The sequence below is a fragment of the Simplicispira metamorpha genome (genome assembly GCF_004341365.1).
In the GTDB taxonomy this organism is placed as follows: domain Bacteria; phylum Pseudomonadota; class Gammaproteobacteria; order Burkholderiales; family Burkholderiaceae_C; genus Simplicispira; species Simplicispira metamorpha.
The window spans coordinates 1-24,987 of record NZ_SLXH01000018.1 but is presented as its reverse complement, the minus strand read 5'-3'; the positions used below and the strand labels follow the sequence as shown (position 1 = coordinate 24,987).

Here is a 24,987-nt window from a genome sequence, read left to right as displayed (position 1 = left end):
ACAGTTGGTGGGGCCGCGTCAGTACTGCTGCGCCAGCGTGATGAACAAGTGGATCAGCTCGGCCTGCCGTTTTGTGTGCGTCTTCTCGAACAGCCGCTTCAGATGTGTTTTGACGGTGTTCTCTGCCAGGTGCAGTTGTTGCGCCATTTCCTGCACGCTCTGGCCGTGCAGCACTTGCTGCGCCACCCGCAATTCAGCGCCCGTGATGCCATAAATTTTCAGCAAAAAGGCAGGGTCCAGTTGTGGCACTTTTGCGGCATTGGTGATGAAAACCAATGCGCCGGTACGGATGCTGGGCGACCAGAGGGCGCTGCTGGCTTCAGCCACAGGCACGGTATGCACCGTGAGCCGACTGCTGCCTGAAGTGCCACGAATGGCCATGCCGTTCGAGAAGTGGGCCGGGCGAAGAAAGTCGTTCGCCAGCGCTGCGCGCATTTCAGACCTCAAGAGCACTTGTTCGTTGGGCGTGGAAGCTTGTAGCCAGCCCAGGCCATCGGTCAAAGGGTGGCCGCTTTGAAGCCGCAGGCCCAGCCCTTGCGCCAACACATCAAGGGCGTTGCGGTTTGCAAAAGTGACGTTGCCGCGAGGCCCCAGAAGAAGCACCCCCGTGTGCAGCCGGTCCAGCGCATGCAAGCTGGTGGCCAGCCTGAACTCGCTGTCGCGCAGGCGCATGATCGTGCCCAGCGCCAGCGCCAGCGATAAGTGGCGGGTGATGAGCGTGTGTGAGGCCCGGTTGTCTTGGTCGAACACCTTCGCTGGGCTGGGCCTGAAGACGGAGCAGCCGGTGAGTGGCAAATGATCCGAGCACCCGGAAAAAACAATGCCGCAGCACATGTGGCGAATGTTTTGCCGCGCCAGGAATTCCCGGTAGAACACCGAGCCGAGAAATTCGGCGTCTGGCACCAACTCATGGCTCATGACCACATCACCGTCTTTGGGCGTGCCGTTCAGCAACGTGCACGCAGTCCACAGGTCGTGCTGGCTGTAATGCAAAGCCCACTCGGACAAGATTGACTCAGGGATGTGGTGAGCCAGCACAAAACCGCCATCTTGTGGGCTGACCGTGGGCGTGAAAAGCAAAGTGCGTTCTGCGCCCTGTAGCAAGGCAATGCGCTCCAGCGCCGCAGGCCACTGCTCGGGCTGCAAGGCCGCAAAGTGGATGGACTCGACGGTCTGGCTGAAACGGCTGAGCAAGGAGGTGTCCATGGCAGGCGCTTGTGGATGCGGGTACTGGAGCGTTGAGCAGATGGTAAATGCCCAACGGCTGGTAGCTGGCAGGGGTTGCCAGAGGCCACTTCAGGTGCGCGGGGGATGGCGCCCCGCGCTCAGCCCTGTTGTCAGAAGCTTTCCCAGTCGTCGTCGTTTTTGCTGCTTTGCGCGGCGGCAATGCGCGGGGCGGGCGCTGCCGCCGGTGCGGTGGCCTTGGGCTTGCCCGCCAGCGCGGGCGCCGGGCGCGCTGCGGGCGCGCGTGGGCTGGAGGCGCTGCGGGCCAGGGCCGGTTGGGCCGCCGGGGTGCTGGCGCGCACGGCGGGCGGGGGGGTGGGGCGTAGGGGGGTGCTGCGGGCCTGCACTTCGTGGCGGCCCAGCTGGAACACGGCCACGGCCTGCACCAGTTGCTGCGCCTGCTGGTTCAGGCTGGCGGCGGCGGCGGCCGATTCCTCGACCAGTGCGGCGTTTTGCTGCGTGACCTGATCGAGCTGGGCCACGGCCTCGCTGACCTGGCCAATGCCCACCGTCTGCTCGCTGGTGGAGGCGCTGATCTCGCGGATCAGGCCCGTCACGCGCTGCACCTCTTGCACGATGTGCTGCATGGTGCTGCCTGCGGTATCGACCAGCTTGCTGCCCGCGTCCACCTTGTCCACGCTGTTGCCAATCAGCACCTTGATCTCTTTGGCGGCCTCGGCGCTGCGCCCGGCCAGGCTGCGCACCTCACTGGCCACCACGGCAAAGCCCCGGCCTTGTTCGCCTGCACGGGCGGCTTCCACGGCGGCATTCAGCGCCAGGATGTTGGTCTGGAAGGCGATGCCGTCGATCACGCCAATGATGTCGGCGATCTTGCGCGAGGCAGTGTTGATCTCTTCCATGGTGGTGACAACCTGCTCCATCACGGCGCCGCCTTGGGTGGCGGCATCGCTGGCGCTGGTGGCCAGCTGCGTGGCCTGGCGCGCGGTATCGGCGCTGGTTTGCACGGTGCTGGCGATCTCTTCCATCGACGCGGCGGTTTGCTCCAGGTTGCTGGCCTGGGTTTCGGTGCGCTGGGACAGGTCGCTGTTGCCGGTGGCAATTTGCTGCGCGCCGGTGGCAATGCTGTCGCTGCTGGCGCGCACGGTGCTGACGATCTGGCGCAGCGATGCTTGCATCTCGTGCATGGCATGCACCACGCTGGTGGCCTGGGCCTTGCTGTCGTCGATGGTGGTGCTCAGATCGCCCGCAGCGATGGCGTTGGCCACGGCGGCCACATCGGCAGGCTCGCCGCCGAGCTGGCGCGTCAGGCTGCGCGTGATCAGCGTCCCGATGGCCACGCCCGCCAGCACGCCGCCCAGGGTCAGGGCGATCAGCAGGGCGTGGGTGCTGGCGTAAATGGCGTCGGTTTCTTCGCTCAACGCCTTGGCATTGGCGCTTTTGCGCTCCACCAGTGTGGTCATCAGCGCGCTGAGCTTGTTGGCCGTGGGCGTGCCCACGGTAAACAGCTGCCGCGTGGAGCCGGTCAACTCGGGCAGCGGCTCCGAGCGCAGCGTGGCGGCCATGTCTTTGGCAATGGCCTCGTAGGCCAGCAGGGCGTTGTGGGTATCGGCCAGCTGGGCCTTGCCCGTGGGCGTGAAGAAGGTTTTTTCTGCCGAGCGCAGCTCGGTCTTGGATTCGTCCAGGCGCGTTTGCATGTCTTGCAGATGGCGGTTGCGGTCTGGCTCGGTGCCAGAGAGCATGGCGCTGCGCAGCGAGCGCGTGGCTTCCACCATGGCCAGATTGCTCCTGGCGATGTGTTGTGCGCCGATCATTTCGCGCTCGTACATCACGGTGGCCATGTCGCTGAGTTCACTGGTTTTGAGAATGCCCAGCACGCCGATCACGGCACCAATCAGCGATACGACCAAAAACCCGAAGATCAGTTTGGAGCCAACCTTCATGTGTGTAAACCAGTTCATTTTTTCTCCAAAAGGATGTTTGCAGTCGGCAGCACGGCTCCCAAGGTGTCTGGGTGCATGGAAGAAGCAAACCGTGTTTCGTGTTGCATTTTGCAACGCACAGGGGGCACAGGCTTTGGATTACCTTAGCGGCGCTGTGGGCGGGGCAGGCGCCGGGCCGCAGGCGCGCCAGCCGACAATGCGGGCTTTGTCTGTGGTGGCGCCCGCTCGCGCTCCTTTGTTGTATCGACCATGCCTGCCTCCTGCGATTTCACGCTGCGCCCTTTGTGGGCGCCCACGCCGCCTTCTGTGCATGCCGACAGCGCAGCGCACCGCCAGCGCTGGCAGCGGCGCACCTGGCAATTGCACCAATCGGTGCTGTGGAGCCACTTGTACGCCTTCTTGCTGCTGGTGGGTTACAGCTGGGCGGGCTATGCGCCCGGGGTGGCGGTGGCCTGCTATGGCGCATGGATAGCCGCAGGCATGGGTTTTGTCACCTGGGCCTATGCCAGCGGCTGGTGCCACACGCAGCGCGACCCCGGCCTGTTTGTGGTACACCAGGTCGTCTCCATCCTGGGGGTGCTGGGACTGCTGGTGGCGGCGCCGCAGGTAGCGTTTCAGGCGCTGGTCATGCTGATTGCCTTCAGTGCCGATGGCTTTCTGGCGCGCAGCCGCACCAGCTTTGCCGTGACCTGGGTGCTCACGCTGGCGGCGGCGGGCAGCGCCATCGTCTGGATGGGGCCGCAGATGCGCATGCCCACCGCCACCTTGGCGGGCCAGCTGCTCACGGTGGGGGTGTTGTTGGGGGCAGTGGCGCGCTGCATCGCGCTGGTGACGTTTTTTCGGGGGATGCAATACCGGCTGGGCAAGGCGCTGGCGCAGATTGAAAACCTGGTGCGCTGCGATGACCTGACCGGCATCGCCAACCGCCGGGGCGTGATGGAGGCTTTGCAACGCCACCAGGCGCAGGCCCGGCACAGCGGCCAGCCGCTGTGCGTGGCGCTGCTGGATGTGGACTATTTCAAGCGCATCAACGACCTGCATGGCCACGACAGCGGCGACCGCGTGCTGCGCACCCTGGGCGCGCTGCTGGCCGCCCACACGCGGGTGGGCGACAGCGTGGGCCGCTACGGTGGCGAAGAGTTTTTGCTGGTGCTGCCCGGCACCACCGCCGCCCAGGCGCAGGGGGTACTCGAGCAGCTGCGCCAGCGCGTCGAGTCCACCGACTGGGCCGGCATTTTTCCGGGCGCCACCGGCGTCACCATCACCCTGGGCGCCGCTGCCTGCCACCCCGACGAGCCGGTGGAATCGGCCATCCGGCGCGCCGATGTCGCCCTCTACGAAGGCAAGGCCGCAGGGCGCAACCGGGTGGTGATGGCCCCGCCGCGCCGCCCGCAGGCAGCACAAGAAAAGAGATAAAAAGTGGCTCCAGCGCTTGCAGGATAAGCGCGAGCAGCTATGAAAAAAGGAGTATTTGCCCGCGCCGTGCAGGGCGCGGGCAAGGCGTTACACCCCGCGCGCCCGGTCTGCCTTGAACTGCGCGCGGAACGCGCTGAAACGCCCAGCCTCCAGCGCTTCGCGCACTTCGCGCATCAGGTTCAGGTAGTAGTGCAGGTTGTGGATGGTGGTGAGCATGGGGCCGAGCATCTCGCCGCAGCGGTCGAGGTGGTGCAGGTAGGCGCGCGAGAAACCGCCGCGCCCGCCCTCGTCCCAGCTCACGCCCGCTGCGCCCGCGCAGGCGTGGCAGGTGCAGGTGGTGTCCAGCGGCTGGTGGTCGGTTTTGTGGCGGGCGTTGCGGATTTTGAGGTCGCCAAAGCGCGTGAACAGCGTGCCGTTGCGCGCGTTGCGCGTGGGCATCACGCAGTCGAACATATCCACACCGCAGGCCACGCCTTCGACCAGGTCTTCGGGCGTGCCCACGCCCATCAGGTAGCGCGGCTTGTGCGCAGGCAGCCGGTGCGGCGTGTGTGCCATGATGGACAGCATCTCGTCCTTGGGCTCGCCCACGCTCACGCCGCCAATGGCGTAGCCCGGAAAATCCATCTCCACCAGCCGCTGCAAAGACTCTTCGCGCAGGTTCAGGTACATGCCGCCTTGCACGATGCCAAACAGCGCGTTGGGGTTTTGCAGCCGTTCGATTTCATTTTTGCTGCGCACGGCCCAGCGCAGGCTCATTTCCATGGATTTGCGCGCCTCGGCCTCGGTGGTGAGGTGGCCTTTGGTCTCATACGGCGTGCACTCGTCCAGCTGCATCACGATGTCGGAGTTGAGCGTGGTCTGGATTTGCATGCTCACCTCGGGCGACATGAACAGCTTGTCGCCGTTGACGGGAGACGCAAAGGTCACGCCCTCTTCGGTGATTTTGCGCATGGCGCCCAGGCTCCAGACCTGAAAACCGCCCGAGTCGGTGAGGATGGGTTTGTGCCATTGCTCAAAGCCGTGCAGGCCGCCAAAGCTTTGCATCACGTCCAGGCCCGGGCGCATCCACAGATGGAAGGTGTTGCCCAGAATGATTTGCGCGCCCATGTCGTGCAGGCTTTGGGGCATCACGCCCTTGACGGTGCCGTAGGTGCCCACGGGCATGAAGATGGGGGTTTGCACCACGCCATGGTTGAGCGTGAGCTGGCCACGGCGGGCGTGGCTGGAGGCGTCGGTGGTGAGGATGTCGAATTGCAGCATGGCCGCGATTGTCCCGGATGGGGCGTGCGGTGGCGCCGCTACACTGAACCGAACCATTCAAAAAAAGGAACTTCCATGCTCAAAATCCTCATTGCCATCGACGGCTCCGACCTCGCTCTGGACGCCGTGCGCTACGCGCTGCGCCTGGCGCAGAACGGTTTGCAGATCAGCAGCGTGGTGCTGGCCAACGTGCAGGAGCCCGCATCGCTGTACGAACTGGTGACCACGCGCGACCCCGAGCTGATTGCCGCCGCCAGCATCGAGGCCGGTGAGCACCTGATTGCCCCCGCCCGTGCCTTGCTGGAGGCCACCGGCCTGGAGTGCGAAAGCGCCGTGGGCGTGGGCGACCCCGCGCACACGCTGGTGGACATTATCGAAACCGCAGGCTGCGACCTGGTGCTGATTGGCGCGCGCGGCCAGGGCGCCATCAGCAGTGCGCTGCTGGGTTCGGTGTCGCAAGAGCTGGCGCATGCCAGCCCGGTGCCGGTGACGATTGTTCGCCACGTGGAGGCGCTGTCTGCCGACGAAGCGGGTGATGTGCTGGACGCCGACGGCCAGGACGGCGGCGCTGCGGGCAGCGCGGGCGACTGAGCGCTGCGCCAGATAGGGCGCACGGGCAGGCGCTGGCCCGGGCGCGCTGGTGGTGGCCCTATGCGGCCTTGCGAAACGGCCCCGCTGCGGGCCGTTTGAATTTGCCGTGGGGCAGCGTGGCCAGGCGCTGGAACATGCGCCGCACGTAGCCGCGCACCCACAGGCATTTGTTGATTTCTTCCACCGGCAGCGGCCCCGAGATGACCACCAGGTCATTGGCCACCTCCTGCGCACCGGCAGCGCGCAGGCGCCTGCGCGTCATGGTGGCCCAGGAGTGGATGCGCGTGGGGCTGCCGTGCTGGTGAACCTCGCCCGTGTGCAGGTCGAAGGCAATGGCCACGGTGTCTGTCTTGAGCTTGAAGCGGCGTTCGCCCGTGACGGCACTGGGCGTCTCGCGCATGTCGTACAGGTAATAGCTCCCAGCCTTGAGCTGGTATTGCAGATCCATGGGTTTCCTCCGTGGCGCGATTGTGGCCGACCCGGCATTCGGCAGGGGCAAGGATAAGCGCCGGAAATGACAGGCTTTTTGCGCCCCGTCAGAAGTCCAGCAGGCTCAGCCCCACGCTGAACACGGTGCGCTGGCGGTTGTAATCGATCAGGCTGTCGCCGTAGCCGCTGAAGAGCTGGGTGTGCAGGCGCAGATTGCTTTTGCTGCCCCACAGCCCGGTGCCCAGGGTTTGCAGCCACTCCACGCGCGCCGAGCCCCGGCCCTTGCTGGCCAGTGCGTGGCGCACGGTCACGCCCAGGGTGTTTTCCGGGTTGACGTTCCAGAGCACGCGCAGCTCGCCCCGGCCTATGTAGTCGCTGATGCCGGGGTTGTCGTCGCTGGTGGTCTTTTCGTTCAGGCGCTTCCAGATGCGTGCCTGCACGTTCCAGCGCTGGCCCAGTTCCATGCCCGCCATCAGGTAGGCACGGTTCCAGCTGCGCGACAGGGGCAGGCTTTGGCCGTTGGATTGGTGAACCAGGCCCACGCCGCTGTAGCGCAGCCGCCAGCCGCCAGGCAACTGGGCATCTGTGGGATAGACGTAGATGACTTCAGGCTCGTGGTCGGTGGCGCGAAAGGGCCGTGAAATGCCTGGGCTGAACAGCTGCCAGTACGACTGCTGGGTGTAGCCAAACCACAGCGAGTCTTTGCGCTCGGCATCGCCAGCGGTGAGCAGGCCTTGCGCCATTTTGGTGCGCACTGACAGTTGCACGCGCATCTCGGTGCGCCGGTAGGGGGTGGCCGTTTCGGCGCTGTGCCCGGGGGCGCTGGAGGTGGGCTGGCGGTTGACGCTGTCAGCGCCCACCACCGACACGCTCATGGGCCGGTAGCCCCGAAAACGGAAGGTGCCGCAGTCGCTGCCCGACTCCAGCTCCCACTGGCGCGACATCTCGCTGTAGCGCGGATTGCGGCAGCCGTCGATGTGAACCACGGTGGGCTCCGGGGCGGCCTGGGCGCTGTCCAGGGCCGTGGCACTGTTCAGTGCGGATGGCTGCGCGCTGGCGGGCGTTGTGCTGGGCACGCCAGCGGGCGTGGCACTGGCCTGTGCGGGCGGTGCTTGCCAGGCTTGCTGGCCTGCCCATTGGTCAAAGCAGGCCAGGCGCGCGGCGCTGTCGGGTTGGGCGGCGCAGTGGCGCCAGGCCGGATCGGTGGCCGGTGTGGCGGCGCTGGCGCCCTGTGCCCAGGCCAGGGTGGCCAGGGTCAGCAGGGCCAGGGCCAGGGGGGCGGTGTAGCGGTGTGTCATCAATGCCAGGCAGGCTGTTTTTGCAGCACGAAGGGGGTGGAGGTGTCGGTGGCGGCGTGGTGCCAGGTGCCACGGATTTCGCGGGCACAGCTGCCCTCGACGACCGTGCCTAGCCAGGTAGCGCTGATGCGCTGGCCGTCGGTGGATTCTTCCAGCGTCAGTTCGCCCTCGTGGACGTCGCCGCTGACCTGCGCCGTGGTGCTGGCGCGTTGCACGCTGCCGCGCACGCTCTCGCCCAGCTCGGGATGGGGGCCCAGGCGCAGCAGCGCGCCCGTGGCCGTGCCATCGAGCTGTGCGCGCCACACGCCTTGCAGGTGCTGGTGCGTCATCTCCATGCCGCTGGGGCAGGCGCTGGTGGGGTTGGTGGTGCTGCGGGTTGCACTGACCGGGGGGATGGCCCCATTTTTGAGATCGTTTTCGGCTCTGGCGCTTGCGGGATAAGCGCTGGCAGCTATCAAAATAAGAGTAATAAAAGCTTTCATGGTGTGGGGTTGGATGCTTGGGCCGCACTGGCGGCCTGAGCCTTGGCGGCAAATTCGGCGCGCAGGGCCTTGAGTTTTTCACGCGGGTCTTCGCGGGCGGTGGTCTGGTTCAGCGCCATCTCGGCGATGAAGCGGCTGGGCTGGGCGGCCACCATTTCGCGGCCTTTTTTGCGTTTTTTCGTCCAGCTCACGGCCAGGGTGCGCTGGGCGCGGGTGATGCCCACGTACATCAGGCGGCGCTCTTCTTGCAGGCGCTGCACCATGTCGCCGGTCACGTCCTTGTCGCGGCCACCGTCGTCGTCCATTTTGAAGGGCAGCATGCCCTCGGTCACGCCGGCCAGAATGACGTGCGGCCACTCCAGCCCCTTGCTGGCGTGCAGCGTCGAGAGCGTGACCATGTCCTGGTCTTTCTCGCGCTCCGAGATGGTCGAGAGCAGCGCAATGGTCTGCGCCACTTCCAGCAGGCTTTTGGATTCGCTGGTGGTCACGCTGCCTGCCGTGTCGTCGATCTGGCCACCAGCGCGCTGGGCCATCCAGTCGCAAAACTCCAGCACATTCGTCCAGCGCGCGGCGGCCACTTTCTCGCTGTCTTCGCCGTCGTAGAGGTATTTTTCGTAGCCGATGTCTTTGAGCCAGTCGAGCAAGAAGGCGCGCGCGCCGTCCGCGCCGTGGGTGTGGCGGGCGCGGTATTCCAGATCGTTCACGTAGCGGCCAAATTCCAGCAGGCTGTCGAGCGCGCGCCGGGGCAGGGCGGCGGGCAGCATGGGTGAGAACAGCGCGGCAAACAGGCTCAGGTGGTGCTGCGTGGCAAACGCACCCAGCTGCGCCAGGCTTTGGTGGCCAATGCCGCGCTTGGGCGTGCCCACCGAGCGCAAAAACGCCGGGTCGTCGTCCGAATTGATCCACAGCCGAAACCACGCGCACAAGTCCTTGATTTCCGCCCGGTCAAAAAAGCTGGTGCCACCCGAGACTTTGTACGGGATGTTGGCCCGGCGCAGGGCTTTTTCAAAGGGTTTGGCCTGGTGGTTGGCGCGGTACAGCACGGCAAAGCCGCGCCATTCGGGCGGCGGGTTGCTGGCCGCGCGCAGGCCCAGAATGCGGGCCACGGCGCGCTCGGCCTCGTGCTCTTCGCTGTCGGCATCGACCACGCGCACCGGCTCGCCCTCGCCCAGCTCGGAAAACAGCGTCTTGGGGAACAGCTTGGGGTTGGGGCCGATGACGTTGTTGGCCGCGCGCAGGATGGCGCTGGTGGAGCGGTAGTTTTGCTCCAGCTTGACGATTTGCAGCTGCGGAAAATCCACCGGCAGCTTTTTCAGGTTGTCCAGCGTGGCGCCGCGCCAGCCGTAAATGCTCTGGTCGTCGTCGCCCACGGCGGTGAAGTGGCCGCGTTCGCCCACCAAGAGCTTGAGCAGGTCGTACTGCGTGGCGTTGGTGTCCTGGTATTCATCGACCAGCACATGGCCCAGCGCCGCTTGCCATTTGGCGCGCACTTCGGGGTGGTCGCGCAGCAGCTTGAGCGGCAGGCTGATGAGGTCGTCAAAGTCCACGCTCTGGTAGGCGGCCAGGCGCTCCTCGTAGCGCGCCATGATGAGGGCGATGGTGCGCTCGTTGTCGTCCTGGGCACGGGCCAGGGCCTGCTGGGCGTTCATGCCCATGTTCTTCCACAGGCTGATCGTCCACTGCCACTGGCGCGCGGTGGCCGCGTCGGTCGTGCCCCCGGCGGCGTCTTTCAGGATGCTGTTCACGTCGTCCTGATCCAGGATGCTGAACTGGGGCTTGAGGCCCAGCACTTTGCCGTCTTCGCGCACCATGCGCACACCCAGCGAGTGGAAGGTGCAGATCAGCACCTCTTTGGCGCGCCGGCCAATCAGGCCCTTGGCGCGTTCACGCATTTCAGCGGCGGCCTTGTTGGTGAAGGTGATGGCGGCAATGCGCCGGGGATCGAGCCCACGCTCTATCAGGTGGGCGATTTTGTGCGTGATGACCCGCGTCTTGCCCGAGCCCGCCCCGGCCAGCACCAGGCAAGGGCCATCGGTGTAGTGAACAGCCTGGAGCTGGGCGAGGTTGAGACCGGAGGACATGGGCGAGAGGGGCGCGGTGATGGGGGGAGCGAAGGGGGCCGAAGCAGCCAGGGCGGTCTGCGACGGGCGGGCGCGGCCCGCAGAGCGCGCAATGATACAGAGCAGGCCCGACCGCGTCCGGCCCCGCGCGGTCTGGGGTGCCGGTTGCGTTTTTGGCCTGGCCCGGGTGTGGTGCGGCTGCCTGGCCTGCGCACAGGTGCTGCCGCTGGGCGCCATCTTCCGGCTCGACGGGCGTGCCCTTGCCGGGGTGCGCTCAGACGGTGATGTTGATCAGTTCGCCTATGCGCTGGCCCAGGCCGTTGAGCATGGCGGGGCTGGCCGATGGCAGGGTGGTGGCCTGCGCGGTGGCGGTGTAGGTGATGGGTGCAATGGCCCCGCCAATGGCGCTGGCGGGGCTGGCCACCGCATCGGTCGCCAGCATGCTTTTGCCAAAGCTGTTCATATCCCGGCGCGCCTTGTCGGCACCCGAGACGGCCTGGTTGGCGCGGGTGTCGATGGCGCGGGCGTTGGCCTCGGCCAGATCGACCTGTTTCCAGGCCTGGCGGGCCTGCGTTTGCAGTGTTTCGGCGGCCTGTTGCGCCTGCTCTGCCGCACGCCGCAGCTGCGGCGAGGCGGCCTGCTGGAAGCTGGGGAGCGCTGCGCTGGCGGATGTTGAGATAGCAAGCATGGTCGTTGTAACAGCCTGGACTTTCACCCGGGCCGCTCCTGTGTAAGGCCGTCAGGCCATGATCGAAAGGCGTTGTGTGGGCCGGGCGTTGGATTGCGCCGACTGGGCATCAGCCAGCTGCTGGAGCTGCTGGGCTCTGCTGAGTAGAGCGGGGCCGCCTTGCTCACCCGCCATGGTGCGGCCCTGGGTGCTGTTGGACGACGAGGCCGATTCGCCCGTGCGGTTGACCACGCCCAGGCTCAGGGTAGAACGCCCCGCACCTTGCACAGCGACACCGCCCAGGGCGTTGCCGCCATCGGTGGAGCGGGGGTTTTCTGGTGCTGGCACCGGCGCACGCATGTTCAGTGACAGGCCCATGGTCGATTGCCAGGCGGGCGCGGCAACGGCATTGGCCTGCTGCCCGGCCTGGTCTTGCGAAGTGCCTGCCACACGTTGCTGGGTGATTTGGCGCGTCTGCGCTTGCACGTCGTTGGTTTCGGTACGCATCTGTGGTTTGATTTCTGGCGCAACTGCGCTCTCGCCGGTATTGACTGGCGGCTTGTTCAGCTGTGGCGCTTTGTTGGCTACCTGTGCCAGAAAGTTACCGTCGATACGTAATGCCATGGCGACTCTCCTTCAGAGTTCATTGGTACCCAAGCCGGGGCAATGGCGCAAACAAGGGGGTGAATCGAGTGCTGTTTGCGCCTTGGTCTGATTGGGGGTGTGTTAAGGCAGGCTATGGCCGGACTGTAGGCCGGGGTCCCCCTGGATGTCAAATTTTTTGTGCACTGCGGCTGGGCGTTGGGTTGTCAAAATTGATAGCTGCCAGCGCTTTCCCTGTAAGCGCTGGAGTCCAAAAACAACCTCAAATTACCAGCGGATCCACGTCCACCAGCCAGCGCACCAGTGCCTTGTGTGCGCTCTGGGCGCGGGTGTGGTGCAACAGCGCCTGCCAGGCGGCCAGAAAGCGCTGCAAGGCGGCACGGCTGTCGCTCTCGAGCAGCATTTGCGCGCGCTCCACGTTGGCTACGCGCTGGATGGTGAGCGGCACCGGCGGGTACAGCGTGACGTGCTCCAGCCCCGGCAGGGCGGCATCGGTGGCCGCCTGGCTGGCGGCGCGCAAAAAGCCCTGCGCCACCTCCTGCGTGCGGGCGTCGGCGCGCACCAGTGCCTGGAACGCAAACGGTGGCATGGCTGCGCCCTGGCGCTCGTCGAGCTGCTGCGCGGCAAAGGCGGGGTAGTCGTGCTGGCGCAGCGCGGCGACGATGGCGTGCTCGGGGTGGAAGGTTTGCAGCCACATCTCGCTGCGGCTGCCCTGGGCTGCCACGTAATCGGCATCGCGCCCGGCGCGGCCACTGGCCTGCATCAACAGCGCAAACAGCCGCTCGGGCGCGCGAAAGTCGCTGCTGAACAAGGCACCATCGGGCTGCACGGCGGCCACCAGCGTGATGCGCCGGAAGTCGTGGCCCTTGGCAATCATTTGCGTGCCCACCAGCACGTCGATGTCGCCAGCGTGTACCTGCGCCAGCTGCGCCTCCAGGGCGCCCTGGGCGCGGGTGGTGTCGGCGTCGATGCGGGCCACGCGCGCGGGCGCGCCATCGGGGCGGCGCACGTCGGCCAGCAGGGCGCTGAGTTGCTCTTCGAGCTGCTCGGTGCCCCGGCCTATGGGCGTGATGTCGGGGCTGCCGCAGCCGGGGCAGGCGCGCGGCACGCGCTGGGCAAAGCCGCAGTGGTGGCAGCGCAGGCTGCGGTCGGTTTTGTGGAAAACCTGGTGCGCGCTGCAATGCGGGCAATCGCTTTTCCAGTCGCAGTCGGCGCAGTGCAGCACGGGGGCGTAGCCGCGCCGGTTGAGCAAAATCATGCACTGCTCGCCGCGCTCTATGCGCTCTTGCAGCGCGGCCAGCAGCGGCGCCGAGAACACCGTGCGCCGGGGTTGGTGGTTCATATTGACCACGCGCAACACCGGCAGCTTGCCCGCGCCGATGCGGCTGGGCATGTGCAGGCGCAGGTAGCGCCCGCCCTGCGGATCATCGGGCGTGGCCGGGCGGCTGGCGTGCCAGCTCTCCAGAGACGGCGTGGCCGAACCCAGAATGACCTTGGCGTGCTGCTCGCGTGCGCGCCAGATGGCCAGATCGCGGGCCGAGTAGCGCGCGCCCTCTTGCTGCTTGTAGCTGGCGTCGTGCTCCTCATCGACCACGATCAGCGCCAGTTGCGGCATCGAGGCAAACACCGCCATGCGCGTACCCAGCACGATGCGGGCCTGGCCACTGTGCGCCGCCAGCCAGCTTTTGAGGCGCTGCGGGTTGGTCATGCCGCTGTGCAGCGACACCACGCGGGCGGTGCCAAAGCGCTCGGTAAAGCGTGCCTCCAGCTGCGGCGTGAGGTTGATCTCGGGCACCATCACCAGCGCCTGGGCGCCGGGGCGGGCCTCCAGCGCCGTCTGCACGCAGCGCAAATAGACCTCGGTTTTGCCGCTGCCGGTGCTGCCAAACAGCAAAAACGGCCCGGGGTTGGAGCCGATTTGGGCCAGAACGACCTGCTGCTCTGCGCTAAGCGCTATCAAAGGAGTAGCGTTTTCAGCGGCAGAGGCGGCAGAGGCGGCAGAGGCGGCAGAGGCGGCAGAGGCGGCGCTGGCAGCGGCGCCCACAACGGTGTCCACAGCGGCTGGGTGATCCGTGGCGCCATGCAAGGCGCTGGCCGCACGGGGGTTGGCGTCGGCAGGTGCGGGGGCAGTGTTTGCGCGGGCCGCAGCGCCTTTGCCCGCAGGCTTGGCCGGGCGACGCAGGCGCCGGGCCAGTTGTTCATGGCTCAGATCGCGCAGCTGCGGCGGCAGGGCGGCCAGGGCGATTTCACCCAGGCTGCGCTGGTAGTAGCGCGCGGCAAAGGCCACCAGGCGGCGCCAGTGGATATCCAGCGGCGCAATGCCATCGAGCACGGCGGCCACGCTGCGCGTGGCCATGCCTTCGGGCAGCGGCGCAGGCGTGCCATCCCAGACCACGCCCAGCACCTCGCGCTGGCCCAGCGGCACGCGCACCAGCGTGCCCGGCGCCAGGGGCTGCGCGCTGGTGTAACTGAGCAGGTCGCCCAGCGCACTGTGCGCCGGCGTGTGGACGGCCACGGCCACCGTGGCAGGCTGCGACTGCGATGGCTGCGCCGATCCCGTTGCCGGTGCTCGCTGCGGCAGCGTGGATGCCTGTACGGCGGCGGGCGGGTTGGGGTGGTCGGGTGACGGCGCCATGGGGGTGCGGGGGAGGGCGTTGCGGGCGGAGGAATGCGGTGGTTGAACGGCGGGGAGGGTGCGGTGTGCCAAGTATCTGCGCGGATCAGCACCAGCCTGTGGATAACTTTGTGGGCATCCTGCGCGCACGGGGCTGCGGGCTGTGGAGAACACTGCACTACAGCGTCTTGTTGCTGGCCCGGTATAAAAACAAAAATGCTTTCAAATCAAACGGTTGCGTGAATGTCGGCAGCGGTGTTGCGGTGCTGTGGCACATCGGAGCGGCTGTACCAGACCAGGGTGCCGCAGCACGCGCCATGTGCATAAGTTGACTGGGCCGGGCTGGCAAGCACCCATCCGGGGTCGAGGTGTGTTAGCGCGGCGCGGCCCGTGCGGCGCCCAAAACCAGCGCCGAGGCGGCTGCATCGATGCAAGTCTTTGATTCTTCGGGGGTTTTGCAACTTGTCCAGAAAATCTGTGGATAACTTTGTGGGTATCTGGTGCGCCACCGGGCTGCAGGCCTTGTGGCCATTGGCTCAGCAACACTTTGCCTGCCAAAGCAGCAGCGGTAAGTGGCTATATAAATCAATGACTTAGCGCGGTGTGGCGCACTTGCGTGGCGGGTGGGCCATGCGCACTGCGCGCTGCGCGGCGGCCACCGCACGCCGCCGGTTTGTGCATAAGTCAGTGCCCGCCCCCGTGGCAGGGCCGTGTCGGCGGGCGCCTGCCCAGGGTGTCCGCCCGACGCTGCGCTCTGCCTCAGGCGCGCTGGCGCAGCGCGCGCGACTGGCTGTGCACCGCCTCGACCAGCGCCGCCACATGCTCGGGCGGCGTGAACTGGCTGATGCCGTGGCCCAGGTTGAAGATGTGCGTGGGGCCGGTGGTGGTTTTGTCGGTGTGCGGCGCACCAAAGCTGGTCAGCACGCGCGCCACTTGCGCCTCGATCTGCGCGGGTGGGGCAAACAGCACGTTAGGGTCGATGTTGCCTTGCAGCGCCTTGCCGGGGCCGCCCACGGCGCCGCCGACGATGGCGCGCGCCTTGCCCAGGTGGGCCGTCCAGTCCAGGCCCAGCACCTCGCAATCGATGTCCTTCATATCTTCCAGCCAGATGCCACCGCCCTTGGTAAAGACGATGCGCGGCACGTCCTGGCCGTCGGCGCCGGTGCGCTTGAGCTGCGCCAGCACGCGCGTGGTGTACGCCAGGCTGAACTCCTGAAAAGCACCATCGGCCAGCACGCCGCCCCAGCTGTCAAAAATCATCACCGCCTGGGCGCCCGCGTCGATTTGCGCGTTCAGGTAAGCGGCCACGCTGTCGGCGTTGACGGCCAGAATCTGGTGCATCAAGTCGGGGCGCGCATACATCAGCGTCTTGACCTGCCGGTAGTCCTGCGAGCCTTTGCCCTCGACCATGTAGCAGGCCAGCGTCCAGGGGCTGCCCGAAAAACCGATCAGCGGCACGCGGCCATTCAGCGCGCGGCGGATGCTGGTGACGGCGTTGAACACGTAGCTGAGCTTGTCCATGTCCGGCACGGCGAGCTGGGCCACGGCGGCTTCGTCGCGCACCACCTTGGCAAAGCGCGGGCCTTCGCCTTCGGCAAACGACAGGCCCAGGCCCATGGCGTCGGGCACGGTGAGGATGTCGCTGAACAAAATGGCGGCGTCGAGCGGGAAGCGCTCCAGCGGTTGCAGCGTGACCTCGGTGGCGTAATCCACGTTGGTGGCCAGCCCCATGAAGCTGCCGGCCTGGGCGCGCGTGGCCTTGTACTCGGGCAGGTAGCGGCCCGCCTGGCGCATCAGCCACAGGGGGGTGTAGTCGGTGGCCTGGCGCCGGCAGGCGCGCAGGAAGGTGTCGTTTTGCAAGGGGGCGAAGGCGGTGGAATTCATGCGGGCGATTGTCGCAGGCCCGCTGGGCGGGTGGCCATGGCCTGCGGGGCCAGTTGCCGCCGGGCGCCAGCGCTGGCGCCGCCCCGGTGCTGGTGATTAGGAGCGTTTTATGCCTCCAGCCCTTGCACAGAGAGCGCTGGTAGCTATGAATTTTGGGGGTAATTGCGGCCCGTTAGAGCGCTCGGGCGGGCCGCTACGGGCTCCTTTACTTGGCCGTCAGCAAGGTCTTGAAGCGCGGGTCGTTCACTGCCTTGGACAGCGTGCCCTGCACGGCGGGAGCAAAGGCATCGGCCACATTTTTGCAGGCACTCCAGGCATCCCAGCTGGTATCGAAGCGGTGGCTGTTTTCCACCTGCAAGGAATGGCCATTGCTGGATGTCAGCGTCATGCCAATCTCCCAGCTGGCAGGACTGATGGAGCTGAAGGAGAGCTTGTCGATCCGGCCGCCAATCGACACCGGGGCATTGCCCGCGTAGGCCTTGGCCAGGAACAGTTCTTCCTGAAATGCTTCGCGGATGAATTCCGCAGGGGTTTTGCCAGAACCTAAAGAGATGGGGCCATTGGCACGACACAAGGGGCTGCTTTCTACGCCTGGGGCAGCGGTGAATTCGTTGGTTTTGACCTTCGCTCCCGTATCGCGGACGTATTCCTCGATTTGGATGACGTTGCGTGTGGACGCCTTGTATTGCACGGGCGTGCTGGTGGTGGAGCACCCCGCCAGGAAGACGGCGGCCAGGGAAACGAGGAGAGCGGTTTTTTGGAGCATGGGGGTTGGGCTTGCAATAAAACGGGTTGGTTTTTAAGAAATGCCTTTCTTGTGACCACTATACCCATGCGCGATGGAGATGTATTCAGGCGCTGTTTTTTAAAGCTTTTTAGGCTTGAAACCCTTGTTTGGTGGGCGCTAGCAGCTATTAATCTAATAGCGTTTCATCGGCCCCGGCCGCCAGCAGCCGCGTCAGCAGCGGGTGCATGACCTTGCGGGCGCTGTAGATCAGGTGGAACTGCTCATGCACGTCGGGCGTGGTGCCCACCAGCGCCAGGGCGCAGGTTTGCTCCAGGTGTGCGCCCAGCGATGCGGGCGCGGGCATCACGCCCATGCCGCTGGCGGCAAAGGTGCTGAGCAAGGCGCTGTCTTCAAACTCCCCGGCGATGTGCGGGCGGATGTGTTCGCGCTCCAGCCAGTGGTTGATGCGCGCGCGCACGGCGGCGTGCTCGGTGGGCAGCAGCACCGGCACCTGCGCCAGGCTGTGCGGAAAATTCTCCCGCGCTGCTGCAGCCCAGCGCGCCGGGGTGTACCAGGCAATCGCGCTGGTGCCCAGCAGTTGGCTGGTGGTTTTCAGGGCCGGGTTGGGCGGCGCGGGGCGGTCGGCCAGCACGGCGTCGAGCTTGTGCAGCACCAGCTCGCCCAGCAGCGGCTGGAACTCGCCCTCGTGGCACAGCAGGCGCAGGTGCGGCTCGTCCAGCACGGGTTGGAGCAGCCGGTGCATGGCCAGCTTGGCAATGCCGTCCGAGATGCCCAGGTTCAGCCGCAGCGTTCTGCCGCTGGCGGCTTCGCGCACGCGCTGGGGCAGCTGCTCGCCCAGGGCAAAAATGTGGTCGGCCTCGTGCAGCGCGGCCACGCCCGCCTCGGTCAGCACCAGGTTGCGGCCCTCGTTGCGCAGCAGGCTCACGCCCAGCGATTGCTCCAGCGCGCGCACCTGGGCGCTGATGGTTTGCACGGCCATGTCCAGGCGCTCGGCGGCGCGGGCCATGCCGCCTTCTTTGGCCACCACCCAGAAGTAATACAGATGGCGGTAATTGAAGCTTTGGCTCATGGCGGTGCGGGTGGGGGGATAGTGAATAGTTCGTAAAAACCGAAGTAATACTACGTTGAATGCAGGTTTTTCAAATGTATCTGCGGTTTTACATTCGCCCATCTTTCAATTTTTTCCTGCGATGGAGCGCAATGATCATGGAAACCATAGGAACCTGGTGGATGTGGACGGGGTTTGCCGTCTTTGTGGTGGTGGCCATTGCCATCGACCTGCTGGTGATGGAGCGCCAGGGCGCGCACAAGGTCACGATGAAGGAGGCCGTGCGCTGGAGCCTGCTGTGGTTCGGGCTGGCCTTTGTGTTTGTGGCGCTCTTGTGGTGGTATCTGGACAGCAGCCAGGGCCGCGAGGTGGCCAACACGGTGTCCATGCAGTTCATCACCGGGTATCTGGTGGAAAAGAGCTTGTCGATTGACAACATCTTTGTCTTTTTGATGCTGTTCAGCTACTTTGCCGTGCCGCAGCAGTACCAAAAGCGCGCGCTCATCATCGGCATCATTGGCGCCATCATCCTGCGCACGCTGCTCATTTTGGTGGGTGCGTGGTTGCTGGCCACCTTCCACTGGCTGCTGTATGTGTTTGGCGCGTTCCTGGTGCTGACGGGCGCAAAGATGTGGTTTGCTGCGGGCCAGGAGCCTGATATTTCCACCAACCCGGTGCTGGGCTTGCTGAAAAAACGCATCCGCATTACCGACCAGTTTGATGGCGAAAAGCTCTCGACGATGGTCAATGGCGTCAAGCACTACACGCCGCTGTTTGTGGTGCTGGTGCTGATTGGTACGACCGACATCATTTTTGCGGTGGACAGCATTCCGGCGATTTTTGCCATCACCAGCGACCCGTTCATCGTGCTGACGGCCAACATTTTTGCCATCCTGGGCCTGCGCGCTTTGTACTTCCTGCTGGCTGATCTGGCCAACCGCTTTCACCTGCTGGCCTATGGTTTGGCCCTGGTGCTGGTGTTCATCGGCGCCAAGATGCTGTTGATTGATGTGGTCAAGATTCCGATTGGCTACGCGCTGCTGGTGACGGCGTCGCTGATTGCCGGTTCGATCTTCCTGTCGCTGCGCAACTCCAGCAAGAGCGAGGTGGCTTTGCCCGGCAAGGATTGATGGTCGAGAAGGGCTGTAGCGCCTGCTGGGCGGGCGCTAGTAGCTCTACTATTGATAGCAAAATTCCCGCTGCTGACTGGGGTCAGGGCGGGTTTTTTGTTGTGTGTGTGGTTTTGCTGAGTGTGGGAGCCGGGACTCGCCCCGGCGGGCGCCTCACTTTCTTTTGCTTCGCCAAAAGAAAGTAAGCAAAGAAAAGGCGACCCTGCTGTGCGTGACCCCGCTGCTGCGCAGCGGGGCAACCTGCGATGCTCACGCCGGGCGGGGGCCGCGCAAACTCGCCTTCGGCTCAAACAGCGCGCGGCCCTGATCCGCCCGGCGCTGCGCTTCTCGGCACGCCCAGAAGGGGCGGTGGAGGCCAGAACCGCCGAACATCCATACGGGCCATCGCTGCGCTTGGCCCAACATCCGCGCGGCAAACGGCAAACGGCAAACGGCAAACGGCAAACGGCAAACGGCAAACGGCAAACGGCAAACGCCAAACGCCAAACGCCAAACGCCAAACGCCAAACGCCACATGCCACATGCCACATGCCACATGCCACATGCCACATGCCACATGCCACATGCCAGATGCCAGATGGCGCGCAGCGCCTGTGCCATCCAGGCCAAGCGCAGCAATGGCCCGTATGGATGTTCTGGGGCGTTTCAATCCCCTGTGACTGCGCCTGGGCCGGGGTGCTTGCGGGGTGGCGGGTGTGCCGCAGGACACACCCGCAGCGTGGACTGACTCGCCGTGGTTGTCCGAGCGCAGCGCCGCAGGCGCGCAGTGAGTTCCACGGCGCACCCCGCAAGTGCCCCGGCGCAGGTGTGCCCCAGCGCTGCGCGCTGGGGTCGCAGTCGTGGGGTCGCTTTTCTTTTGGGTACTTTTCTTTGGCGAAGCAAAGAAAAGTACCTCGCCCGCCGGGGCGAGTCCCGGCTCCCGCCCTCAGCAAAGAGCAAAGAGCAAAGAGCAAAGAGCCAAAAATCACCCCCACAAAGTCAATCCATCAACCTCTGAAAAAATACAACAAAATTAGCCTCCAGCCCTCACACAGCAAGCGCTTCAAGCTATGCAATCCATAGCAAAACGCCCGCCACTGACCAACGTCAGGGCGGGCGCAGTGCAGTGCAGCCGCTGGCAAACGGCTACAGGCGTGGCATGCCGATCAATCCAGCGAAATCTTCTGCTCGCGGATCAGCTTGTGCCAGCGCTTGACTTCGGTGCGGATCAGGTCGGCGTACTGCTGCGACGTGCTGCCCACCGGCTCAATGCCAAAGTCGATCAGCTTTTGCCGCACCGCAGGCTGCTGGATGGCCGTGGTGATCTGCTTTTGCAGGGCGGCCACCACGTCGGCAGGGGTGCCCGCTGCGGCCACCACGCCCACCTGGGCGGCGGCTTCCACGTTTTTGTAGCCCAGCTCGGCAAAGGTGGGCACATCGGGCAACTGGGGCAGGCGTGTGGGGTTGGCCACGGCCAGCGGGCGGGCCTTGCCGCCCTTGATGAAGCCAGCGCCAGCGGCCATGTCCACCATCATGGCGGTGATCTGACCACCGGCCAGGTCAGACAGCGCAGGCGCTGCGCCCCGGTAGGGGATGTGCACCATGTGCAGGCCCGCGTTGACCTTGAGCAGCTCCATGGCCAGGTGGTGCGGGCTACCCGCACCCGCCGAGCCGTAGCTGGTGTGGCCCGGCTTGGCCTTGGCTTTGGCGATGAAGTCTTTGGCGTCCTTGATGTCCGAGCCCTGTGGCACCACCAGAATCATCGGAAACTTGCCCATCAGCGTCACGGGCGTGAGGTCTTTTTCCGGGTTGTAGCTCAGCTTGGCGTACAGCGCCGAGTTGAACACCATGGTGCCGTTGTCCGCCGACAAAATGGTGTAGCCATCGGCGGGCGAGCGGATCACGTCCGACGCGGCCACAGCGGTGTTGCCGCCGGGCTTGTTGTCCACCACGATGGGCTGGCCCACTTGGGTGGACAACTGCTGGCCAATGGTGCGCGCCAGAAAGTCCGAGCCGCCCCCAGCCGGGTAGGGCACCACCCAGCGGATGGGTTTGGCGGGGAAGGGTGCCGTCTGTGCCTGGGCCAGGCCAGCGGTGGCGCCGACCAGGGCCAGCGCGGCAAACAAACGGGTGATGTGGCGACGGTTGGACATCGGGGGTTTTCCTGTGAAGTTGCCAAGGGCAATATAAAACGCTGCATGTTATTACGCATAGCGTAATAACGTTCCCGTGTTTACCCTGATACTTGAATCCATGGAACATTCGACCCCAACCCCTGCCGCCAGCAACCGGCGCCAGCGTGTGCAATCGGCAGAAACCGGCTTGTCCATTCTGAAGGCGCTGACCCGGCTGGGCGGCGCTGCCAGCCTGACGGCCATTGCCACCGAGGTGCAAGAGAGCACGGCCAAGGTACACCGCTATTTATCGAGCTTTGTGCAAGAGGGCTTTGTGGCGCAAAACCCCGCCACCCACCACTATTACCTGGGGCCCGAGTCCATCCGGCTGGGGCTGGCCGCGCTGCGCCAGTGCGACCCGGTGCGCCTGGGCGAGGGCGCGCTGGTGCGCCTGCGCGAGTCGCTGGAGGTGACCTGCTTTATCGCCGTGATGGGCAACCTGGGGCCGACGGTGCTGCGCATCGAGGAGCCATCGTTGCCGGTGACGGTGAACATCCGCGCCGGGTCGGTGCTGCCGCTGGTGTGGTCGGCCACGGGACAGGCGTTTCTGGCCTTTACCAACGATACCCGCATCCTGCACCAGGCCGATGCCGAGTTTGCAGCGGGCTCGGAGGAGCAGCGCTCGCTGCTGGCCGGGCCCGACGCCGTGGCGCGGCTGCGCAGGCAGGTGCGCGACCAGGGCTGCGCCATCATCCACGACACCTTGCTGCGCGGCATCAGCGCCGTGGCCGCGCCGGTGCTGGATGCGCGCGGCCATGTCTGTGCGGTGCTCACCGCCCTGGGGGCCAGCAATGGCTTTGATGCCCGCCCGGGGGGGCGGATTTGCCCGCAAATCATCCGCGAGGCGCAGGACATCAGCGCGGACATGGGGTTTCAACCCGGCTGAATGGGCGCGCGCCGGGGTCGCGGGGGTAAGTGGAAATACGGGTCTGCTTTGTACGCTTTGCGTAATATGCTTACGCAAACAACCTTTCGCACGGATTCACGCCATGAACGACCAGTCCCTTGCCAGCGCCAGCCGCTGCCCCATCGACCACCAAGCCCTGGCGCGCGCTGCGGCGCCCAATGGCTGCCCCGTCAGTGCCGGGGGTGCTGCCTTCAACCCGTTTGAGGGCGCCTACATGCAGGCCCCGGCAGAGTATTTGCGCTGGGCGCGCGAGCAGGAGCCCGTGTTCTGGAGCCCGCAACTGGGCTACTGGGTGGTCACGCGCTACGAGGACGTGAAGGCCGTGTTCCGCGACAACATCCTGTTCTCGCCCTCGGTGGCGCTGGAAAAAATCACCCCGGCCACGCCCGAGGTGGCGCAGATTCTGGAAGGCTACGGCTACGCCATGCGCCGCACCATGGTCAACGAGGACGAGCCCGACCACATGGCGCGCCGCCGCCTGCTCACCGATGCGTTTTTGCCCGAGCGGCTGATGGACTACGAGCCCACAGTGCGGGCGCTGGCACGCCAGTACATGGACCGCTTCATCGACCAGGGCCGTGCCGATCTGGTGGCCGAGATGTTCTACGAGATTCCGCTGAACATCGCGCTCAAATTCTTGGGCGTGCCCGACGAGGGCGCCGAGCAGCTGCGCCAGTTTGCCGTGGCGCACACGCTCAACACCTGGGGGCGCCCGACGCCGCAAGAGCAGCTGGAGATTGCCGACAACGTGGGCAAGTTCTGGCAGGTGGCCCAGAAAATCCTGGCCGACATGATGGCCCAGCCCGATGGCGAGGGCTGGATGTACGAAAGCATCCGCCAGCACCACCGCCACCCCGACATCGTCACCGCCTCGTATTTGCAGTCGATGATGATGGCCATCCTGGCGGCGGCGCACGAAACCACCTCGAATGCCACGGCCAACGCCTTCATGACGCTGCTGACGCACCGCAAGGCCTGGGAGTCCATCTGCGCCAACCCGGCGCTGATTCCCAACGCGGTCGAAGAATGCCTGCGCGTGGCGGGCTCCATCATTGCCTGGCGCCGCATGGCCACCGCCGACACCACCGTGGGCGGCGTGGCCATCCCCCAAGGCAGCAAGCTGCTGCTGGTGCAGGCATCGGCCAACTTTGACACCCGGCACTTCGAGAACCCCGACGAGGTGGACTTGTACCGCGAGAACGCCGTCGAGCACCTCACGTTTGGCTACGGCGCCCACCAGTGCATGGGCAAAAACATTGGCCGCATGCAGATGCGCGTGTTTCTGGAGGAGTTTGTCCGGCGCCTGCCGCACATCCACTTGGTGGAGGGCCAGCAGTTTGAGTTTCTGCCCAACACCTCTTTCCGTGGCCCGGCGCAGCTGTGGGTGCAGTGGGATCCGGCGCAGAACCCCGAGCGCGTGCGCCCCGGCGCGATGCAAGAGCCGGCGCCGTTCTATATCGGCCCTCCGGCCAAAGACAGCATTGCCCGCACCGTGGTCGTGCGCGAAAAGCACGCTGAGGGCACTGACCTGCTGCGCTTCGTGCTGGCCGACCCCCACGGCGAGGCCCTGCCCGCATGGACGGCCGGCGCGCACGTGGATTTGATTGCCGGGGGCTTTCGGCGCAAATACTCGCTGTGTGGCCGCGCCGACGACCGCCACAGCCTGCAAGTGGTGGTGCAGCGCGAGGCCCAGGGGCGCGGCGGCTCGCAGCACTTTTGCGACCACATCGCGGCGGGCAGCACGCTGCAACTGTCGGGCCCGAAAAACCTGTTCGGCCTGGACGAATCGGCCCGGCACTTTGTGCTGATTGCCGGTGGCATCGGCATCACGCCCATGGTGGCCATGGCCGACCGCCTGCGCCGCCTGGGCAAGTCGTATGAACTGCACTACGCCGGGCGCTCGCGCCAGCACATGGCGCTCTTGGCGCGCCTGGAGCAAGACCACGCCGACCACCTGCACCTGTACATCAAGGCCGATGGCCAGCGCATGGACTTGGGCCGCCTGCTGGCCACGGTGGATGAAGGCACCCGCGTCTATGCCTGCGGCCCCGACCGCCTGATTGCCGCGCTGGAAACCCTGAGCGAGCAGTGGCCCGCCAACGTGCTGCACTTTGAGCATTTCAGTGCCGAAAGCGCGGTGCTCGACCCAAGCAAAGAGCACGCTTTTGTGGCGCAGCTCAAAGACTCCAACGTCAGCGTCACGGTGGCCGCCGACCAGACCTTGCTGCAAGCCTTGCAAGCGGCCGGTTTTGACGTGCCCTGCGACTGTGGTGAGGGCCTGTGCGGCACCTGCGAAGTGGCCGTGGTGGAGGGCGAGGGCGACCACCGCGACAAGGTGCTGACCAAGGCCGAGCGCGCCGCCAACCGGCGCCTGATGGCCTGCTGCTCGCGCGCGGCGGGCGACAAAATCGTGCTGGCGCTGTGACCGCAGCGGTGGCCGCGCTGGCCGCCGCACCAACCGTAGTCCGCAAGTTTTAAGAACGTGTTCAAAGTCTTTTGAGCATTAGCGCCAAGAATGCTAGATGGATGAATTGCAAACTGGTATTGAGCCAACGCTCGCAGTTCTTCCACA

The 24,987-nt window shown here is 65.6% G+C and carries 19 protein-coding genes and 1 pseudogene; 5 read left to right on the top strand and 15 right to left on the bottom strand.

All coding sequences use genetic code 11. The annotated features are described in order from the left end of the window. Positions 1-18: 18 nt before the first annotated feature. The gene (locus EV674_RS10690) at positions 19-1,206 is read right to left on the bottom strand and encodes a helix-turn-helix transcriptional regulator (RefSeq protein ID WP_119013366.1); all 1,188 of its coding nucleotides are present in this window, start codon (positions 1,204-1,206) and stop codon (positions 19-21) included. A 131-nt stretch (positions 1,207-1,337) separates the two neighbouring features. Further along, positions 1,338-3,143, bottom strand: coding sequence for a methyl-accepting chemotaxis protein (locus tag EV674_RS10685; protein WP_119013365.1), 1,806 nt, complete (start codon positions 3,141-3,143; stop codon positions 1,338-1,340). A 231-nt stretch (positions 3,144-3,374) separates the two neighbouring features. On the opposite strand from EV674_RS10685, the gene EV674_RS10680 reads away from it, so the two are divergent. Next, complete coding sequence (locus tag EV674_RS10680; protein WP_119013364.1) at positions 3,375-4,541, top strand: GGDEF domain-containing protein; 1,167 nt, start codon at positions 3,375-3,377, stop codon at positions 4,539-4,541. Positions 4,542-4,628: 87 nt separating this feature from the next. Here EV674_RS10680 and tgt read toward each other — a convergent pair whose 3' ends face one another. Next, entirely contained in the window at positions 4,629-5,801 is a 1,173-nt protein-coding gene (tgt, locus tag EV674_RS10675; protein WP_119013363.1) for a tRNA guanosine(34) transglycosylase Tgt, read from the bottom strand. A gap of 75 nt (positions 5,802-5,876) precedes the next feature. On the opposite strand from tgt, the gene EV674_RS10670 reads away from it, so the two are divergent. Next, entirely contained in the window at positions 5,877-6,392 is a 516-nt protein-coding gene (locus EV674_RS10670) for a universal stress protein (protein ID WP_119013362.1), read from the top strand. Between the two features lie 58 nt (positions 6,393-6,450). Here EV674_RS10670 and EV674_RS10665 read toward each other — a convergent pair whose 3' ends face one another. From EV674_RS10665 to EV674_RS10620, 10 genes are all read right to left on the bottom strand, one after another. Continuing rightward, positions 6,451-6,840 carry a hypothetical protein gene (locus tag EV674_RS10665; RefSeq protein WP_119013361.1) on the bottom strand — a complete coding sequence of 130 codons (390 nt, stop codon included), beginning with the start codon at positions 6,838-6,840 and terminating at the stop codon, positions 6,451-6,453. A gap of 88 nt (positions 6,841-6,928) precedes the next feature. Beyond that, entirely contained in the window at positions 6,929-8,119 is a 1,191-nt protein-coding gene (locus EV674_RS10660) for a phospholipase A (protein ID WP_119013360.1), read from the bottom strand. Beyond that, the gene (locus tag EV674_RS10655) at positions 8,119-8,601 is read right to left on the bottom strand and encodes a hypothetical protein (RefSeq protein WP_119013359.1); all 483 of its coding nucleotides are present in this window, start codon (positions 8,599-8,601) and stop codon (positions 8,119-8,121) included. Before EV674_RS10655 ends, EV674_RS10660 begins: the two co-directional genes overlap by 1 nt. Next, complete coding sequence (locus EV674_RS10650; RefSeq protein WP_119013358.1) at positions 8,598-10,682, bottom strand: ATP-dependent helicase; 2,085 nt, start codon at positions 10,680-10,682, stop codon at positions 8,598-8,600. Before EV674_RS10650 ends, EV674_RS10655 begins: the two co-directional genes overlap by 4 nt. A gap of 253 nt (positions 10,683-10,935) precedes the next feature. Next, on the bottom strand, positions 10,936-11,349 hold the full coding sequence (locus EV674_RS10645) for a hypothetical protein (RefSeq protein ID WP_119013357.1): 414 nt from the start codon (positions 11,347-11,349) through the stop codon (positions 10,936-10,938). Between the two features lie 51 nt (positions 11,350-11,400). Next, positions 11,401-11,952: a hypothetical protein gene (locus EV674_RS10640; RefSeq protein ID WP_119013356.1), complete on the bottom strand. Its 552-nt coding sequence runs from the start codon at positions 11,950-11,952 to the stop codon at positions 11,401-11,403. Between the two features lie 241 nt (positions 11,953-12,193). Then, entirely contained in the window at positions 12,194-14,566 is a 2,373-nt protein-coding gene (locus EV674_RS10635) for a primosomal protein N' (protein ID WP_119013355.1), read from the bottom strand. 738 nt (positions 14,567-15,304) lie between these two features. After that, positions 15,305-16,429, bottom strand: coding sequence for a uroporphyrinogen decarboxylase (gene hemE, locus EV674_RS10630; RefSeq protein WP_119013354.1), 1,125 nt, complete (start codon positions 16,427-16,429; stop codon positions 15,305-15,307). A 205-nt stretch (positions 16,430-16,634) separates the two neighbouring features. Then, positions 16,635-17,195, bottom strand: a complete 561-nt coding sequence (locus EV674_RS10625; RefSeq protein ID WP_119013353.1) for a hypothetical protein — start codon at positions 17,193-17,195, stop codon at positions 16,635-16,637. 148 nt (positions 17,196-17,343) lie between these two features. Continuing rightward, a complete protein-coding gene (locus EV674_RS10620; RefSeq protein WP_119013352.1) occupies positions 17,344-18,246 on the bottom strand; it encodes a LysR family transcriptional regulator in 903 nt (300 codons plus the stop codon). A 137-nt stretch (positions 18,247-18,383) separates the two neighbouring features. On the opposite strand from EV674_RS10620, the gene EV674_RS10615 reads away from it, so the two are divergent. After that, positions 18,384-19,355: a TerC family protein gene (locus EV674_RS10615; protein ID WP_119013419.1), complete on the top strand. Its 972-nt coding sequence runs from the start codon at positions 18,384-18,386 to the stop codon at positions 19,353-19,355. Between the two features lie 1,145 nt (positions 19,356-20,500). On the opposite strand, the gene EV674_RS10605 is transcribed toward EV674_RS10615, so the two are convergent. Continuing rightward, positions 20,501-21,487, bottom strand: coding sequence for a Bug family tripartite tricarboxylate transporter substrate binding protein (locus EV674_RS10605; RefSeq protein WP_119014910.1), 987 nt, complete (start codon positions 21,485-21,487; stop codon positions 20,501-20,503). Positions 21,488-21,587: 100 nt separating this feature from the next. On the opposite strand from EV674_RS10605, the gene EV674_RS10600 reads away from it, so the two are divergent. Together EV674_RS10600 and EV674_RS10595 are read left to right on the top strand one after the other, a co-directional pair. Next, positions 21,588-22,394 (top strand): IclR family transcriptional regulator, encoded by an 807-nt coding sequence (locus EV674_RS10600; protein ID WP_119014909.1) that lies wholly within the window; start codon positions 21,588-21,590, stop codon positions 22,392-22,394. Positions 22,395-22,497: 103 nt separating this feature from the next. Beyond that, positions 22,498-24,840, top strand: coding sequence for a cytochrome P450/oxidoreductase (locus EV674_RS10595; protein ID WP_119014908.1), 2,343 nt, complete (start codon positions 22,498-22,500; stop codon positions 24,838-24,840). Positions 24,841-24,901: 61 nt separating this feature from the next. On the opposite strand, the pseudogene EV674_RS10590 reads toward EV674_RS10595, so the two are convergent. Next, a pseudogene (locus EV674_RS10590) lies at positions 24,902-24,987 on the bottom strand (IS5/IS1182 family transposase); the annotation flags it as partial.